Here is a 14,832-nt window from a genome sequence, read left to right on the forward strand (position 1 = left end):
ACCAACGCTCGTAAGGCTACCTTTGAACCTCACGCTCTTACCTATGACTTCCTTACCCTTTCTGCTGGTTGATGCTTTCACCGATACCGCACTGGCGGGCAACCCTTGCGCCGTAGTGCTGGATGCGGACGCGCTGACGGACGACCAGATGCAACGCCTGGCCCGTGAGTTTAATCAGTCAGAAACGGCTTTCGTGCGCCGCTCAACGGCAGCTGAGTTTAGTGTGCGCTACTTCACGCCCGCTGAGGAAATCCCGTTGGCCGGACATCCTACTATTGCCACCATTACGGCCTTGCTACATACGGGCCGCCTACCGCAGCCCACCACTGAGCCTCTTACCCTGCAGCTAGAGCTGTTGCACGGCCCCATCCAGATTGAGGTGCGGCCGCCCAGCACACCTGGCACCCCGGCGCGGGTGCTGATGACGCAACGCCGCCCTACTTTCGGGCAGCTGCACGACCCAGCCATAGTTCTGCCCCTGTTTGGTCTCAGCCCCGCCGACCTCGTGCCCGGCTCCGTAGTGCAGACGGTGAGCACCGGTACACCCCAGCTCATGATGCTACTGCGGGACGCCGATACGTTGCGCCGCGCCCACCTACCCGACTTCGCCGCCCTCGACCGTTACCGAGCCAGCGCTGACTTTTTCAGCTCCCACCTGTTTTGCCTGGGGGGCGCTACCCCAGCTGGCCAAACCTTTGCTCGCCACTTCTGCACCCCACCCGATGTGCTGGAAGACGCCGTAACGGGCTCCGCCACTGGGGGTATGGCGGCCTACCTCTGGCACTATGGCTACTTGCCGGAATCCCAATTCGTGGCCGAGCAGGGCCACTGGATGGGACGGCCAGGCACGGTAGAAGTAAGCGTACTGGGCCCCCGTGAGGCTATCGAGCTAGTGCAAATTGGTGGTACGGGCGTGGTAGTAGTGCAAGGGCAGCTCCGTGCGTAACAACTTGCCGGTGTTTTCACCCGGCCGGGGCCAACGCGGGAACGGAGCCCACCGTAGCGCTTGTTACCACTTGCTGGGGCCGTCTATAAGCCTCGTTATCCTTCGCCTGCTACCCCCGACTCTGAATGCCTGAATTACCCGAAGTTGAAACCTACCGCCGCTTTCTGGATGAATTAGTGGTGGGCCAGACCATCACTGAGTTTGAAGTAAAGGATGCTCACGTCTTGGCTACTGATGAAGATACGCTGCGCCGGGCGTTGGTGGGCTGCACCATTACGGCCACCCGTCGGCTAGGTAAGAATTGTTTTCTTCTACTCGATGACGGCCACGTACTAGTGCTCCACTTCGGCATGACAGGCGATGTAGGTGCCTACCGTGATGAAGCCGATGCTCCCCGCTTCACCCGCGTGGCCCTGCACCTAAGTTCCGGCCTGCGCGCTGCCTTCGTAGACCCGCGCAAGTTTGGGCGCATTCGGCTGGCCGACAGCGTGGAGTCGTACCAACTAGCCAAAAAGCTGGGCCCCGATGCGCTGGACATCACAGTGGCACAGCTCCAGGAAAAGCTAAGCCGCCGCAAAACCATCCTCAAACCCCTGCTGCTGGATCAGGCCATTACAGCAGGTCTCGGCAACTGGATTGTAGATGAGGTACTGTTTCAGGCCCAGATTCATCCGGAGCGCAGGGCCAATACGCTTACGGAAACCGAGTTTAGTGGGCTTCACAAAGCCATTCAGCTGGTACTACACACGGCCATCGACCACGAAGCTACCTACCGGCACTTTCCTGCCTCTTTCCTCATCCATGCCCGCGAGTGGGACGACTCCGCCACGCCCGGCACCGATCAGCACCACTACTGCCCCCGCCACCCCCAAACGGCCATCGACAAAGCTTACGTGGGTGGGCGCGCAACGTACACCTGCCCTACGTGCCAGCCTGTGCCCGCCGCTTAGTTATGGGCGTGACAGCAGTTCTCAGGTAGCATCTAGTTTCAAGCATGCTATGACGGTATTATGGGACTAGCCCACGGCTTCGTAATTCCCTCGTCCAACGCCGGTTAAGATAATCATACGGGTTCCAAAGCCGAGGAGTAGAGTAGTACCAGCAGGGCGCTTAAGAAGTAAGCAAGTCAAGTGCTAAGGAAAACGTAGGGTACCAAGATGCAAGAGAGCCACTAGCGGCGCGCTAGTGGCTCTCAGTAATAAGTACCCAACTAGGGCTGCTCTTATACTTCGTTGTTTTTCTTCTCGGCTTTGCGGGTCAGGGTAGTCAGCCACGACTGGCTGGCTTCCGATTCGCTTTCGTAGCCCCGGCGCCGCTCGTCGCCGAGGGGGCCGCCCGGACCGGGGAGCGTACGATTTACCCAGCTCAGTACATCGGCCGTAGTACCGGGAAACAGGCCGTGGAAGGCAGATAGCGCCTTGGCTGGCACGCTCAGGATAACTTCCGCATCGCCACGGCGGCAGGCATTCCAAATCTGCCGGCCCGCCGCATCCGCATCCATGGAGAGCATAGGTAGAGAATCGGCAATGATGAAGGCGGCATACTCCTTTTTGTGCTGCCCCTTAACGATGGCGTGGCGGGCGCTACCAGTTCGCATCAGGCCGGGGCACACTGTAGTTACTTGCACGCCGTACTGCAACAGCTCGGCCCGGAAACTCTCCGACAGCCCCACCAGGGCAAACTTGCTGGCACAGTAGGGCGCCAAGTGGGGTACGGGCACCTTTCCGCCTACCGAGGCAATGTTTACAATGCGCCCTTCGCCGCGCTGGCGCATGGCTGGCAACACGGCCTGCATGGCATGCAAGGGCGCCCAAAAGTGGGTGTCCATCGAATCTTGATAGTCGCGCAGCTCAATGTTATCGAGGGGCCCAGCCGTGATGATGCCAGCGTTGTTGATCAGTACATCAATGCTGCCTAGTTGGTGCTGTACCTCAGCTACTAGGGTTTGTACTTCCTCGGCATTGGTAAGATTGCGCACCAGCGTGAGCACTTCAGCACCATCTTGCGCTAACTCTTGGCGGGCGCGCTCCAACTCGTCGGCATCGCGGGCACAGATGGCAACTTTGGCTCCTTCGGCCACGGCTTGGCGGGCCAAAATCAGGCCTAGGCCCCGTGACCCTCCCGTGATAAGTACTACCCGTCCCTGCAGGTCGTAGTTGCCGCGACGGTTAGCGTAGAGGGTGGCGGCCAGCAAGGCGCCCATACCGGCCGCGGCGGCCAGCAGTGAATTTCGAGTTTCGCGGTTCATAACAATGGAAGCATGTAACAAAACAATACCTAGTGTAAGGAAACCAGGTAGTAAAGGTTGCGCCGAATGAGGTGCGTATTTTGTTCCAGCACGGAATAGAATGCTCAGAATTAGCGTTGCGTAAGGCAGATTCCATTTCTGGCATCATCTTTACCAGGAACTGGATTCTGCTGCCTGCACTCCGGCATCTGCGTTCTGTCTTTTGCTTTTACTGATATGAAAACCTTCCTCCTTGCAGCTAGCCTAGTGCTAGTAGCGCCTACTGCCCTGCTCGCCCAAACGACGGCCGCCAAACCCAAGCCCAAAACCACGGCGGCTACCCCAGCTGCCCGCCCAGCACCTACTGCTCCCAACGCGGCGCAGGTAGAAGCTCGCGCCAATGCCCTCACCGAAAACATGCAGAAGGCGTTAGGCCTCACGCCTCAGCAAGTAGAAAAGGTACGGCAGATTAATATGGTTAGCGTGCGGGGGGTAGAGACGGCCCGCCAAACCTACCGCCGAGACATGCGCAAAATGACGGCCGTAGTGGATGACATTGGCCAGTCGCGCCTTGCTATGCTAAAGGAAACTCTCACTGCCGCGCAATTCGACAAATACCAGCGGAAGCGCGAGGAGAAAATGGGCGTGCCCACCGGCCAAGCCAGCCAGGGCAATGCCGTGCCCGGCCTCCCCGACCGGTACCAGGAGTAGCAATCAACACCCCGTACGTAAAGAAGCCGCTCAGCTAGTTGTTCAACTAAGCCAGCGGCTTCTTTACGTACGGGGAGTAGATGGGTAGAGTGCTAGCCCAGAACCTGAAAACTGAGCTTGACGATAAATGCGCCTACCACAACCAAGAATAGGATGCGCACAAAGCCCGTGCCGTGACGCAGGGCCATGTGGGCGCCCAGTGTGGAGCCAATAATGTTGCAGATGGCCATGGGTATGGCTACTTGCCAGAGAATTTGGCCGGTATAGGCGAAGTAGGCCAGCGCCGCCAGGTTGGTAGCTACGTTTACTAATTTGGCCGATGCTGAGGACGTAATGAAGTCATAGCCAAACAACCCCACGAAGGCAAAAAGCAGAAAAGAGCCGGTGCCGGGGCCAAAGAAACCATCATAGAAACCAATAATCATTCCGACGAGGGCACCGTAGAGAAGCTCGCGGCGGGCAGATAAGCGCGGGGCGTGCATGGAGCCAAAATCCTTGCGCCAGAAGGTGTAGAGGGCAATGAGGATAAGCAGCCCCAACACTAGGGGTGGCAGCAGTTGCTGGGGTAGGTGGCTCACTACCCGCGCCCCGAGGAAGGAGAAAATGCCCGCTACGGCGGCCGCAGTGCCTACCGCCCGCCACTGTAGGGGCACCTTGCCCGCGTAGCTGCGCAGCGCCGCCGCAGTACCCATCAGCGACGAAACCTTGCCCGTGCCGAAGATGGTAGGTACGGGCGTGCCTTTCAGCAAGATCAGCATGGCGGGTAGCTGAATAAGGCCGCCCCCGCCCACAATGGCATCAATGAAACCCGCCAGAAAGGCAAATAGGCACAGCAGCGTAATCGTAACAAGTGAAATCATAGGGCCGCGAAGGTACACGGTGCGGCTTGGCATTCCGAGCAATAAGGGATTGTAGCAGCTTGAGGGGTTGTATTGGGGTGGCCGAAGCATCTGCTGGGAGTAGCACTAAACTTCCTGGGTAGAACGGAGGTTATGGAGCTATTCATCCTTCTGCCATGGAAACTACATCGAACCTTCGTGTGAGCGTACTGGACCAGTCGCCGGTACCCGTGGGGCGCACCCCGCGCGAGGCCTTGCACCATACTATTGAGCTGGCACGCCTGGCCGACCGGCTGGGCTTCACCCGCTTCTGGGTATCGGAGCATCATAATACCAATACGCTGGCTGGCTCGGCCCCCGAGGTGCTGCTGGCCCGGCTGGGCGCCGAAACGTTGCGCATCCGGCTCGGTTCGGGTGGGGTGATGCTTCCCCATTACTCATCTCTGAAAGTGGCCGAGAACTTCCGCCTGCTCGAAACCCTATACCCCGGCCGCATTGATCTGGGCATTGGGCGCGCGCCCGGCTCCGACCGCATTACGGCCCATGCCCTCAACCCCCATAATACCTTTAGCGACGAAGACTTTGCCGAGCAACTCATGGATTTGCGGGCCTACCTACGCGACGAAGTAGTGGAGGATACCATTCATGCTAAAGTAAAGGCGGCCCCCTTCACCGACACCACCCCGGAACTGTGGCTGCTGAGTAGCAGCGGGCAAAGCGGTCTGTTTGCAGGGCATGTTGGGGCGGCGTTTTCGTTTGCCCACTTCATCAACCCCAACAGTGGCCCCAAGCTTACCCAACTCTACCGCGACCGGTTTCAGCCCTCACCGGAGTTAGCCGCGCCTCAGGCCAACGTGGCCGTGTTTGTAGTGTGCGCCGATACGGCGGGCCGCGCCCAAGCGTTGGCCGACAATCTAGCCCTGCAAATGCTGAAACTAGAAACCGGCAACTACTCCCCCATTGATGCGGTAGAGAAAGTAGATGTCTCGTCCCTGTCTGCCGATCTGCTTCACCGCCTAGCCTATCACCACCAGCGTATTGTGAGCGGCACGCCCGACCAAGTGAAGGAGGAACTCACCGCCCTGGCGGCCAGCTATAAGGTAGATGAGGTAGTGGCCGTTACCATTACCCACGACTATGATGACCGCCTTCGATCCTACGAATTGCTGGCAGATGCTTTCCAGCTCTCCCCTACCCCCGGCCAGAACCTGCCCGTGTTTGCTACGGCCGCGGTGTAAGCCCCACTTCTTGTAGACGCCTTACATTGTTCTTACGCGCGCTTGAAACCGCTCCGGCCTATTGGGCCGGAGCGGTTTTTCATTTTCCTCCAGTTGCTACCTTCACTCAAATGAAGCGTGGTAGTCGCGTTTTTAACATTGGTAAAAAGAAACGTGTGCCCTGCTCAAGACCTTTGTCTCACACATTTCTTCTCTGCAATGCATTGGTTATTTCTTGTACTAGCCGGGTTGGCCGAAGTCTTATTTGCGTTCTGCCTGGGCAAAGCAAAACTAGCAGCGGGCTCCGAGGCCATTAGCTGGTACGCGGCCTTCGCAGGTTCTGCGGCCCTCAGCTTTTATCTGCTGAACCTGAGTTTGGCGCAGCTGCCCCTGGGCACGGCGTATGCAGTATGGACTGGCATCGGGGCTGTTGGCACCGCGTTGGTAGGCGTCCTCGTATTTGGCGCCCCTCTATCAGGCCCCCGCCTGTTCTTCCTCTCTACCCTGATTGGCTCGGTAATAGGCCTGAAATTCGTGGCGCACTAAGCGCGCGGTGTCTTCTTGAACTGCGCCCGTACGCGGCTCAGCGTTACTTGCGTAATACCCAGGTAAGACGCAATATGCCCTAGTGCCACGCGCTGCAAGAGCTGTGGGTTCTGCTCCAGCAGGTCCGCGTAGCGCTCCGCGGCAGTCCGAAACTGCCGTGCAATGAGTTGCTGCTCTGTTTGCAGCCACACGCGTTCCACCATCACCCGCCCCAGTTGGCTAGGTGCACATCCGTTTGATAGAGTTGCTGCAACGCTTGCGCATTGAACTGAAACAGGCCGCTGTCTTCCAGCAGCTCAATGGTTTCGTAGCTCACGGCCCGCTCCATATAACCGCGAATCGAGACAAGTACCGCTCCTTCGCCGGAAAACCAGAAGGTTACCTCTCGGTCATCCCGCCGGGCATAGGCCCGCGCCAGGCCGCGCTCCAACACATAGATGTGATGGGCCAGTTGGTCATCTCGGAACAAGAGGGTACCGCGGGGTAATTCTACATGCGTAGCCAGAGCCAACACCTTCTCTAAGGAGGCAACTGGCAGCGAATAGGTGGTTTGCAGTAGCTCTGACAAGGTCATGGCAATAGAAAAAAGCAAAAAGGGCACCGAAGCCCTCAAGATCAGCACCCCATCGGCAATTCAACAAGTCAGCACCCACGATTACGCTCAAGTAAACAAAGCATGACCTACATTACCATCGAACAAGCAACCGTCCCGAACGTTGACCAACTGCGGCAGATTAGCCGCCAAACGTTTTTCGAAACGTTTTCAGCCAGCAACTCTGAGCAAAATATGCAGGCGTATCTGGAAGAAAGATTTTCCCTTGAAAAGCTAACGGCGGAGCTGCAAAACCGTCATTCGGCCTTTTATTTCGCTCTGCTAGAAAACGCGGTTGTTGGGTACCTGAAAGTAAATGCCGGCCCGGCCCAAACAGATCTGCAAGACGCAAATTCCTTGGAAATTGAACGCATTTATGTGCTGCAGGACTACCACGGGAAGCAGGTCGGGCAAGTACTATACGAGAAGGCCCTGCAACTCGCTACCCAGGCCTAGGCCAACTATGTGTGGCTGGGAGTATGGGAAGAAAACCCTCGCGCTATCCGCTTTTACCAGAAAAACGGCTTCATGGAGTTTGCCAAGCATGTATTCAGATTGGGTAATGATGAGCAAACTGACATTCTAATGAAGCTTGTATTAGCCCGTAGTTAAGCTTGCACTGCAACGACTTGAGGGTGCCTAGCAAGTAGTATTCAACTTAACACCCAAGGGTCTACTGCCTGAACCAAGCCTACATATGTGGCTATTACATGTAGCTATTCTTTCTTGCGCTTTCCAGATAAACTTATAATTATTTATCATTCAAATAGTTATGCTACATTCTATAGCTAATGTAGATTTTTTCTAAACTGTGTTTTGAATTAATCTAAATAGAGCCGTGCTTTGCATTGTTTTAAATCAGTCTAAACAAGCCCTGCTCTGTCCGATGTCCCGACGTTTACCGCTTCTGGTCCTACTTTCTTCCTTTTCTGCTGCCACCCCACTGTTCGCTGCTACGCCTGCTCTGGGCTCGCCTGTAGTAGCACGCGGCGACGACGAGACTGCCCAGCGGGGCCGCATTGCCGGCCGCGTATTAGATACGGAAGGCAAGCCAGTAGAAGGAGTAACCGTGGCACTTAAGGGCACGCCATACGGGGCTACAACCGCCACCGATGGCAGCTTCCGCGTGTCGGCACCAGCAGGTGCTTACCAACTAGTGGTGAGCAGCATTGGCTACACAACCCAGGAAGTAGCTGTGACCATAACGGGCGGCGAAACGACTACCCTGTCGGCATTTGGCCTCGTAGGCAGCAGCCAGTCGTTGTCGGGCGTGACCGTGACGGGTACGAAGAGCCTCAACCAGCGCCCCACTATCATCAGCAAGTTGCCCGTTGCCTCCCTCGACCTGCCCCAGAGCGCCGTTACGGTGGAGCGGGAGGTGCTAGAGCAACAGCAGGTGCTGCGCCTGAGCGATGCCTTGGTCAATGTGAGTGGCCTGTATGTAACCAGCACCACCGGCGGCACCCAGGAAGAGCTCGGTAGCCGAGGCTTTGCCTATGGCTCAAACAACACCTTCAAGAATGGGGTGCGCTTCAACAACGGCGTGATGCCCGAAGCCTCGTCGCTGGAACGCATGGAGGTGCTGAAAGGCAGCGCCGCTATTCTGTACGGCAACGTGGCAGCCGGTGGGGTATTGAACCTAGTAACGAAGAAGCCTCGGTTTGAGCAGGGCGGCTCGGTAGCGCTGCGCGTTGGTAGCTTTGGCTTCTGGAAGCCAATAGTAGACGTGTACGGCGCGGTAGGCAAAAGTGAAAATGTGGCGTTCCGCCTAAATGGCACCTACGAGCAAGGCAACAGCTACCGCGACGAAGTGAAGTCGGACCGCGTGTATGTGAACCCCTCCCTGCTGTTCAACCTCACGCCCAAAACAACCCTAGTAGTAGAGGGCGACTACCTGCGCGATAACCGCACGCCCGACTATGGGGTTGGGGCCATTGACTACAACGTTCTTGAGTCGCGCAGCCGGTTTCTAAACACGCCGGGCGCCAAGAATGCTACCACGCAAACCAGCACCACGGCTACCCTTTCCAGCCGCCTAAACGACACGTGGCAAATCCGGGGGGTAGCAGGCTTTCAGCGCTACGACAATGAGCTGCGAACCGGCAACCGCCCCGTAGGTATTAACAATGGCACCATGCCCGAGGTAAAACGTGGCAATACGGTAATAGCCAAAGCCCACCCCAAGGCTAGCTTGTATGGTGACTGGCAGCGCACATTGTCCCGCACTCAAACCAGAGAAAACTACTACCTAGCTCAACTGGACCTAACCGGGCAATTCCAGACTGGTTTCTTGGGCCACACCTTGTTAATTGGTGCTGATGCCGACCAGTACCAGACGAACGCTCTCACGCACGTAGCACAAGCCTACGACTCGATCAATGTACTGAACCGGGGCAAGGTGCTGAACGCTCCTGCCAACCGAGTAAACAGCTACGAGGATCTGCGCCGCAACACCCGCACCCTGGGCAACACTCGGCGCGCTGGCTTCTACGTGCAGGACTTACTCAGCATCAGCGAAAAGATAAAAGTGCTGGCTGGCGTACGTTGGAGCTACCAGGAAACGCCCAGCGACGTGTATACCTACGCGGCCCCCAATGCGAGTGGCGTGGTAGTAGCCACCGTGAAAGAAAACCGTCGTTTTGATGACGCTTTCTCTCCCCGCCTGGGTATCGTTTACCAGCCCATTAAAACGACGTCGCTGTTCGCGTCTTACTCGAACTCGTTTACTCCTAATACCGGAGTGGACGTGAACAACACGAACTTACCCCCGTCTATCATTGATCAATATGAGGTAGGCATTAAGAACGAGCTGTTCAAAGGTGCGCTGTCGGCCAACGTGACGGCCTACCGAATTGTAAACAGCAACCAAGCGCAGTCAATCCAACAGTTCCTTCCAGGATCAACCGTGCAGAATCCCGCTTGGAGTGCCAGCTTCACGGCGCAGGAGCTAGCTGGTGAGGTAACGAGCAAAGGGGTGGAAGTTGATATTCAAAGCAAGCCCATGTACGGCCTATCGTCCATTGCTGGCTATAGCTACAATAATACGGCCTACACCAAGAGCAACATTTACGAGAACGGTAGCCGCCTACGCTACAACCCTGCTCACACGGCTAACCTGAGCCTGTTCTACAACTTCGGCAGTGCCTTTGGGGAGAATGGCTTTCTGCGCGGCTTCACCGCAGGATTCACTACCTACTATGTAGGCGACAAAGTTGCTGGTCGCAACCCGCGTCAGCAATACAATAAAGATGGTCAGCTTATTCCGGAAACCTACAAGCTCATCAGCATCCCAAACTACCTGCAGCTAGATGCCTCGTTGGGCTACACCTACGAACGGTTCTCGGTGCGGGTGAAGATAGCAAACCTGCTCAACGAGCTGAGCTATAACATGCACGACGACAACAGCGTGAACCCCATTGCTCCCCGCAACTTCTCTGCTACGGCTAGCTACCGCCTGTAAGGGCGCCTAGCTGCCCGTAAGTAACTAGCCCAAACCCGGCTGGTGCCAACCGCAACTGGCTACCAGCCGGGTTTTAGTTACTAAGATAGTCTCCTGCATTTACTTGTTATTTTTGAGAGTCAGGTACTGACGTAAGTATCTGCACAGAAACGCAACGCATGAAAATCTTTTTTCGCAACATTCACCTCTACCTCAGCCTCGTATCCGGGTTGATTATTGCCATCGTGTGCCTCACGGGAGGCGTGTTGGTGTTTGAAAAAGAGCTAGAGCAAGCTTGGCACCCAGAGCGCTACTACGTGGCCGCTCCTGCCGCTGCCCAGCCCCTACCCCTAGCCCAGCTCACGGCCGCCGTGAAGGCCTACAAAGCCGACGCTAAAATTGCAGGTGTGAAGGTGTATGCCGACCCTACCCGCACCGTAGAGTTTAATTTGGCTGGTGCTCCCGGTGGCGAGCATAAGGGCGAAGGAGGGCAGCGGAAAGCAGAAGGCGGCGAAGCACGTAGTGAAGCCGGCAGAGGCCAGGGCGCAGAAGGTAGCCGCGGCCAAGGAGGCAAAGCCGGTGCCGAAGGCAAGGGGGGCAAAGGCGGCGAAGGCGGCCGTGGTCCCGTGGTATTCGTGAACCCCTACACGGCTACCGTAACCGGCGAGCTAAACTACCGCGAAACCTTCTTCTTTACCATGATGGCCCTGCACCGCGGAATGGTAGGTGGCCCCATTGGTAAGTTAGTGGTAGGCGTTAGCACGGTTATGTTCCTGTTTATCATCGGTACGGGCATTGTGCTGTGGTGGCCTGCCAGCCGCAAAGCCGTGAAGCAGCGCCTCACCGTGAAGTGGAGCGGCGGCTGGAAGCGCCTGAATCATGACTTGCACATTGTGCTGGGCTTTTACTCGGCGCTGTTTCTGTTCGTGTTTGCCTTCACGGGCCTGGCTTGGTCATTTGAGTGGTTTAACAAGGGGATTTACGCCGTTACCAACTCGCCCATGCAGCGGCCCGAGCCACCCGTGTCGGTAGTGCCTGATGCTGAGGCTACCGCGCCCGTCACTACCTCTCCGCCTACCGCTACGCTGCCACAGCCTACGGCTCCTAGCGCCTCAACACCCCCCGCGGCCCTCACCGCTGATGCGGCCCTAGCCCGCGCCCGCGAGCTGGCGCCAGCGGCCGTTTCTTATGCGCTCCAATTGCCCAAAGACCCCACCGGCAGCGTGAAAGTAACCACCCTGCGCCCACATGCTGTTTATGACAATGCTACTGATGAAGCGTACCTCGACCAGTATTCGGGCCAGGTGCTGAGCCAGCAGACCTACGAGCAGCGGAGCTTGGGCCAGCGCGTACGGGGCATGTTTAAGCCTGTGCACACAGGCTCCATCTTCGGGTGGCCTTCTAAAATTATCAGCTTAGTTGTGTGCGTGCTGGGTTTCACCTTCCCCATTACGGGCACTATTTTGTGGCTAAACCGCCTGCGTAAGGCCAATAAGAAGCAGCGCAAACTAGCCACCGCGTAATCATTTCCTGTCTTTTTACCTTCTCTGCGCGATGAGTACGAAGCACCACCAGTACCGGCTTACCCTGGAGCACGAGGCCACCACCCAACCCGAGCAGGCTCTGCACGCGCCCGTCACGTTCTCATTTGCTAACCACGACGACCTGTTTGCCATTCTCGACCGGGTGCGCAGCGCGCAGGTTCTCCCCGACGAGGAAGCCGCGTCGCTGGCACTGGGCGTAAAGCTGCTGGGCAATGTACTGCTGGCCCACCGCCACGAGCCCCTGTTCACCGAGCTGTGGCAGGCACATAGCGAGTTTGTGCAGAAACTAAAGAGCCATTCTAAAGCCTCGGCAGCGTAGAACTCCCGCCCGGCTACCTTCGTAGAAACGCTAAAGCGTCAGGCTACTGTAGTCTGACGCTTTTCTTTTAGCCCATGTCCATGCCTCACCTGCCTACGCCACCTGCTGCCCCTCTGCCGCCCGAAAACCGCCTGATAGCCCTCTTGCGCCGGGCGGGCCTACTCGACTGGTTTTTGCTGGGGTTAGTATGCGCCGTGGCGTTGGCTTACCTGATTCCCGATGTGGGTAGTAAGGCCAGCCCCATTCCCTGGAAGGCCATCACCACCGCTGGCGTCGCCTGATTTTCTTCTTTTATGGCCTGCGCCTGAGCCTCGATAAGATGAAAGCGGGCCTGCGCAACTGGAAGCTACACGTGGTCGTGCAACTCATCACGTTCGTGGCCTTTCCGGTGCTGGCCCTGGTAGCACGGCCCCTGTTCGATGGCCAGAAGGGTGACCAGTTGTGGCAAAGTATTTTCTTTTTGTGCACGCTGCCCAGCACCGTGTCTACTTCAGTGGTGATGGTCAGCATTGCCCGCGGCAACCTGCCAGCGGCCATCTTCAACGCCAGCATCAGCAGCCTTATCGGCATCATCCTCACTCCACTCTGGACCAGCTTGTTTCTGCACACCTCCGCCGATGGCGGCCACCTGTGGGGACTAGCCGTGAGCCTAACGTGGCAGGTTATTTTACCAGTGGTGGCGGGTGTGCTGCTCAACCGTCGCTTTGGCAGCTTTGCTGAGCAGCACAAAGGCGCCCTCCGCATTTCAGACCAGATAGTGATTCTGCTGATTGTATTCACGGCCTTCTGCGAGTCATTTGCTGAGGGCATTTTTCGCAGCTACGAGCCCCGCGACATTGCTTTGCTGGGCCTGGGCATGGTAGGCTTGTACTTGCTCATCTTCGGGGTAGTATGGGGAATAAGCCGGGTGCTGGGCTTCTCGCGCGAGGACCGGATTACGGCCCTATTCTGCGGCTCCAAAAAGTCATTGGTGCACGGAAGCGTAATGGCCAGCCTGCTTTTTCCGGCTACGGCCGCCACTGGCTGATTCTACTACCACTCATGCTATACCATGCCCTGCAAATCATCTTAGCTAGCATGATGGCCCAGAATATGGGGCGCGAAGAACCAGCAGTAAGTGCGGCGTAACTGGTCATTAGTTCGCCTATTTCAACGAAAAAGCCCAGCTATGATTAGCTGGGCTTTTTCGTTGAGGCCTTTATGTTTCGTGCGATTAGGCTAGTTCAGCAACCCTCACCTTACGGGGCTTCTTGGTTTTATTGCGGCGTCCCCACCAGATGACGGTGCCCGTGACGGGTAGGCTGGCCGAAATCAGACTAACTAGGAAGGCAACAATCTTGCCGCCTACACCTAGAATCTGACCGGTATGGATGTCATAGTTAGCGTCTGACACTTTGGTGCCAGTGCTTTTGCTGGCGTGGAAGCTAGCCTGTAGCATCTGCCCCGACACGGGATGGAAGCTATAGTCGTCGCGGTAATAGTAGCGGAGTGCTTTCTGATACGTCCAGCAATACGCGGGGTCCTTGCCAGTACCAGTTGGACCTATCAGAATCATTTCCGCCTGGGGTGAGCGGCGGCGCACCGTTTGGTAGACAATGTCGGGCAAGGGTTGGCTTGCAGCAGCTACAGGTTGCAGAGAGTCTACTTTGGCAGTTAGCACATCCTGGGGATACTCGCGGCCACCATTAGCCACAGACGTAACCACATTGAGCATCCAAGGAAAAATCATGAACAAGCCCGTGAGAGCCAGCACCAGCGCAATGCTAGCTGCATAGAAGCCCAGCACATTGTGCAAGTCGTAGTTGACGCGCCGCCAACGGGCACCCCATTTGATGGTGAAGCGTTGCTTGCGCTCCTGCTTGCGCTTAGGCCACCACATCACCACGCCGGTAATAAGCATGATTACAAAAATCAGAACGGAGCCACCTACTACCCACTTAGCTACTGCTTCCGGCAAAAGCAGCGTCATGTGAATGGACTGCACAATGGAGAAAAAGTGAGTGCGCAAGTCGTGCTCATGCAGCACCTGAGCGGTGTAGGGGTTCAGATACACCTGCGTAGGAGCCCCAGACGAGTCGGTGAAGAAAACCGTGGCTGAGCGCTCAGGCCCGAAGTAAGTAACCCAGGTATCCTTGCTAGCTATGCCAGGGTGGCGGGCTAGCGCCGCTGCCTGTAAGCGCGAGGGTAATACGGGGGCCGTAGTTTGAGCTTCTACCTTGCGCCACGGCTCCGTTAGGTCCCGGATTTCATCCTGGAAGACAAAAATTGCTCCCGTGATGCTTATAATGAACACGATCAGCCCGGACGAAAGCCCAAGCCAGAGGTGCACTTTACTAACTGCTTGCTTAAACGTCATACCCAAAAGTTAATCAACAATTGCGGGAGTAACGGCGACTAGTGCCCAAGCTGAGGCCCAAAGCCCAGGGGTGCCGCACAGGCGAAGAAATGGCAC

16 protein-coding genes are annotated in these 14,832 nt (G+C 56.8%); 11 read left to right on the forward strand and 5 right to left on the reverse strand.

Annotated elements, in window-relative coordinates; translation table 11 throughout:
* Positions 1-43: 43 nt before the first annotated feature.
* Both VI25_RS20060 and mutM read left to right on the forward strand, forming a co-directional pair.
* Positions 44-946, forward strand: coding sequence for a PhzF family phenazine biosynthesis protein (locus VI25_RS20060; protein WP_045687077.1), 903 nt, complete (start codon positions 44-46; stop codon positions 944-946).
* A 125-nt stretch (positions 947-1,071) separates the two neighbouring features.
* Positions 1,072-1,896 (forward strand): DNA-formamidopyrimidine glycosylase, encoded by an 825-nt coding sequence (gene mutM, locus VI25_RS20065; protein ID WP_045687076.1) that lies wholly within the window; start codon positions 1,072-1,074, stop codon positions 1,894-1,896.
* A 272-nt stretch (positions 1,897-2,168) separates the two neighbouring features.
* Here the strand turns inward: mutM and VI25_RS20070 are convergent, their stop codons facing one another.
* Positions 2,169-3,194 (reverse strand): SDR family NAD(P)-dependent oxidoreductase, encoded by a 1,026-nt coding sequence (locus VI25_RS20070; protein WP_045687075.1) that lies wholly within the window; start codon positions 3,192-3,194, stop codon positions 2,169-2,171.
* 216 nt (positions 3,195-3,410) lie between these two features.
* Between VI25_RS20070 and VI25_RS20075 the strand changes: the two genes are divergently transcribed.
* On the forward strand, positions 3,411-3,884 hold the full coding sequence (locus VI25_RS20075) for a hypothetical protein (RefSeq protein ID WP_052694912.1): 474 nt from the start codon (positions 3,411-3,413) through the stop codon (positions 3,882-3,884).
* Positions 3,885-3,976: 92 nt separating this feature from the next.
* Here the strand turns inward: VI25_RS20075 and VI25_RS20080 are convergent, their stop codons facing one another.
* Entirely contained in the window at positions 3,977-4,744 is a 768-nt protein-coding gene (locus VI25_RS20080; RefSeq protein WP_045689730.1) for a sulfite exporter TauE/SafE family protein, read from the reverse strand.
* A 155-nt stretch (positions 4,745-4,899) separates the two neighbouring features.
* On the opposite strand from VI25_RS20080, the gene VI25_RS20085 reads away from it, so the two are divergent.
* Complete coding sequence (locus VI25_RS20085) at positions 4,900-5,961, forward strand: LLM class flavin-dependent oxidoreductase (RefSeq protein WP_045689720.1); 1,062 nt, start codon at positions 4,900-4,902, stop codon at positions 5,959-5,961.
* Between the two features lie 198 nt (positions 5,962-6,159).
* Entirely contained in the window at positions 6,160-6,486 is a 327-nt protein-coding gene (locus tag VI25_RS20090) for a DMT family transporter (protein WP_045689721.1), read from the forward strand.
* On the opposite strand, the gene VI25_RS24305 is transcribed toward VI25_RS20090, so the two are convergent.
* On the reverse strand, positions 6,483-6,692 hold the full coding sequence (locus VI25_RS24305; protein ID WP_152981723.1) for a hypothetical protein: 210 nt from the start codon (positions 6,690-6,692) through the stop codon (positions 6,483-6,485). The two genes, VI25_RS20090 and VI25_RS24305, sit on opposite strands and share 4 nt — an antisense overlap.
* A complete protein-coding gene (locus VI25_RS24310; protein ID WP_052695428.1) occupies positions 6,689-7,060 on the reverse strand; it encodes a Crp/Fnr family transcriptional regulator in 372 nt (123 codons plus the stop codon). Before VI25_RS24310 ends, VI25_RS24305 begins: the two co-directional genes overlap by 4 nt.
* Positions 7,061-7,162: 102 nt before the next feature.
* Between VI25_RS24310 and VI25_RS20105 the strand changes: the two genes are divergently transcribed.
* The 6 genes from VI25_RS20105 (at position 7,163) to VI25_RS20125 (ending at position 13,407) form a co-directional block, all read left to right on the forward strand.
* A complete protein-coding gene (locus tag VI25_RS20105; protein WP_236705157.1) occupies positions 7,163-7,534 on the forward strand; it encodes a GNAT family N-acetyltransferase in 372 nt (123 codons plus the stop codon).
* A 430-nt stretch (positions 7,535-7,964) separates the two neighbouring features.
* Positions 7,965-10,538 carry a TonB-dependent receptor gene (locus tag VI25_RS20110; RefSeq protein WP_052695429.1) on the forward strand — a complete coding sequence of 858 codons (2,574 nt, stop codon included), beginning with the start codon at positions 7,965-7,967 and terminating at the stop codon, positions 10,536-10,538.
* A 158-nt stretch (positions 10,539-10,696) separates the two neighbouring features.
* Positions 10,697-12,040 carry a PepSY-associated TM helix domain-containing protein gene (locus tag VI25_RS20115; RefSeq protein WP_045689722.1) on the forward strand — a complete coding sequence of 448 codons (1,344 nt, stop codon included), beginning with the start codon at positions 10,697-10,699 and terminating at the stop codon, positions 12,038-12,040.
* 31 nt (positions 12,041-12,071) lie between these two features.
* Positions 12,072-12,380 carry a DUF3861 domain-containing protein gene (locus tag VI25_RS20120; RefSeq protein WP_045689723.1) on the forward strand — a complete coding sequence of 103 codons (309 nt, stop codon included), beginning with the start codon at positions 12,072-12,074 and terminating at the stop codon, positions 12,378-12,380.
* A 74-nt stretch (positions 12,381-12,454) separates the two neighbouring features.
* On the forward strand, positions 12,455-12,661 hold the full coding sequence (locus VI25_RS28675) for a hypothetical protein (RefSeq protein WP_316934386.1): 207 nt from the start codon (positions 12,455-12,457) through the stop codon (positions 12,659-12,661).
* A 38-nt stretch (positions 12,662-12,699) separates the two neighbouring features.
* The gene (locus tag VI25_RS20125; RefSeq protein ID WP_316934387.1) at positions 12,700-13,407 is read left to right on the forward strand and encodes a bile acid:sodium symporter family protein; all 708 of its coding nucleotides are present in this window, start codon (positions 12,700-12,702) and stop codon (positions 13,405-13,407) included.
* A 186-nt stretch (positions 13,408-13,593) separates the two neighbouring features.
* Here VI25_RS20125 and VI25_RS20130 read toward each other — a convergent pair whose 3' ends face one another.
* Positions 13,594-14,736: a PepSY-associated TM helix domain-containing protein gene (locus VI25_RS20130; RefSeq protein ID WP_045689724.1), complete on the reverse strand. Its 1,143-nt coding sequence runs from the start codon at positions 14,734-14,736 to the stop codon at positions 13,594-13,596.
* Positions 14,737-14,832: the final 96 nt, after the last annotated feature.

The organism is Hymenobacter sp. AT01-02 (genome assembly GCF_000961955.2).
Taxonomy (GTDB): domain Bacteria; phylum Bacteroidota; class Bacteroidia; order Cytophagales; family Hymenobacteraceae; genus Hymenobacter; species Hymenobacter mucosus.

Excerpts from the sequence above, each read along its gene's own strand:
- VI25_RS20060 (WP_045687077.1), top strand. The coding sequence starts at position 44 with ATGACTTCCTTACCCTTTCTGCTGGTTGATGCTTTCACCGATACCGCA.
- mutM (WP_045687076.1), top strand. The coding sequence starts at position 1,072 with ATGCCTGAATTACCCGAAGTTGAAACCTACCGCCGCTTTCTGGATGAA.
- VI25_RS20070 (WP_045687075.1), bottom strand. The coding sequence starts at position 3,194 with ATGAACCGCGAAACTCGAAATTCACTGCTGGCCGCCGCGGCCGGTATG.
- VI25_RS20075 (WP_052694912.1), top strand. The coding sequence starts at position 3,411 with ATGAAAACCTTCCTCCTTGCAGCTAGCCTAGTGCTAGTAGCGCCTACT.
- VI25_RS20080 (WP_045689730.1), bottom strand. The coding sequence starts at position 4,744 with ATGATTTCACTTGTTACGATTACGCTGCTGTGCCTATTTGCCTTTCTG.
- VI25_RS20085 (WP_045689720.1), top strand. The coding sequence starts at position 4,900 with ATGGAAACTACATCGAACCTTCGTGTGAGCGTACTGGACCAGTCGCCG.
- VI25_RS20090 (WP_045689721.1), top strand. The coding sequence starts at position 6,160 with ATGCATTGGTTATTTCTTGTACTAGCCGGGTTGGCCGAAGTCTTATTT.
- VI25_RS24310 (WP_052695428.1), bottom strand. The coding sequence starts at position 7,060 with ATGACCTTGTCAGAGCTACTGCAAACCACCTATTCGCTGCCAGTTGCC.
- VI25_RS20105 (WP_236705157.1), top strand. The coding sequence starts at position 7,163 with ATGACCTACATTACCATCGAACAAGCAACCGTCCCGAACGTTGACCAA.
- VI25_RS20110 (WP_052695429.1), top strand. The coding sequence starts at position 7,965 with ATGTCCCGACGTTTACCGCTTCTGGTCCTACTTTCTTCCTTTTCTGCT.
- VI25_RS20115 (WP_045689722.1), top strand. The coding sequence starts at position 10,697 with ATGAAAATCTTTTTTCGCAACATTCACCTCTACCTCAGCCTCGTATCC.
- VI25_RS20120 (WP_045689723.1), top strand. The coding sequence starts at position 12,072 with ATGAGTACGAAGCACCACCAGTACCGGCTTACCCTGGAGCACGAGGCC.
- VI25_RS28675 (WP_316934386.1), top strand. The coding sequence starts at position 12,455 with ATGTCCATGCCTCACCTGCCTACGCCACCTGCTGCCCCTCTGCCGCCC.
- VI25_RS20125 (WP_316934387.1), top strand. The coding sequence starts at position 12,700 with ATGAAAGCGGGCCTGCGCAACTGGAAGCTACACGTGGTCGTGCAACTC.
- VI25_RS20130 (WP_045689724.1), bottom strand. The coding sequence starts at position 14,736 with ATGACGTTTAAGCAAGCAGTTAGTAAAGTGCACCTCTGGCTTGGGCTT.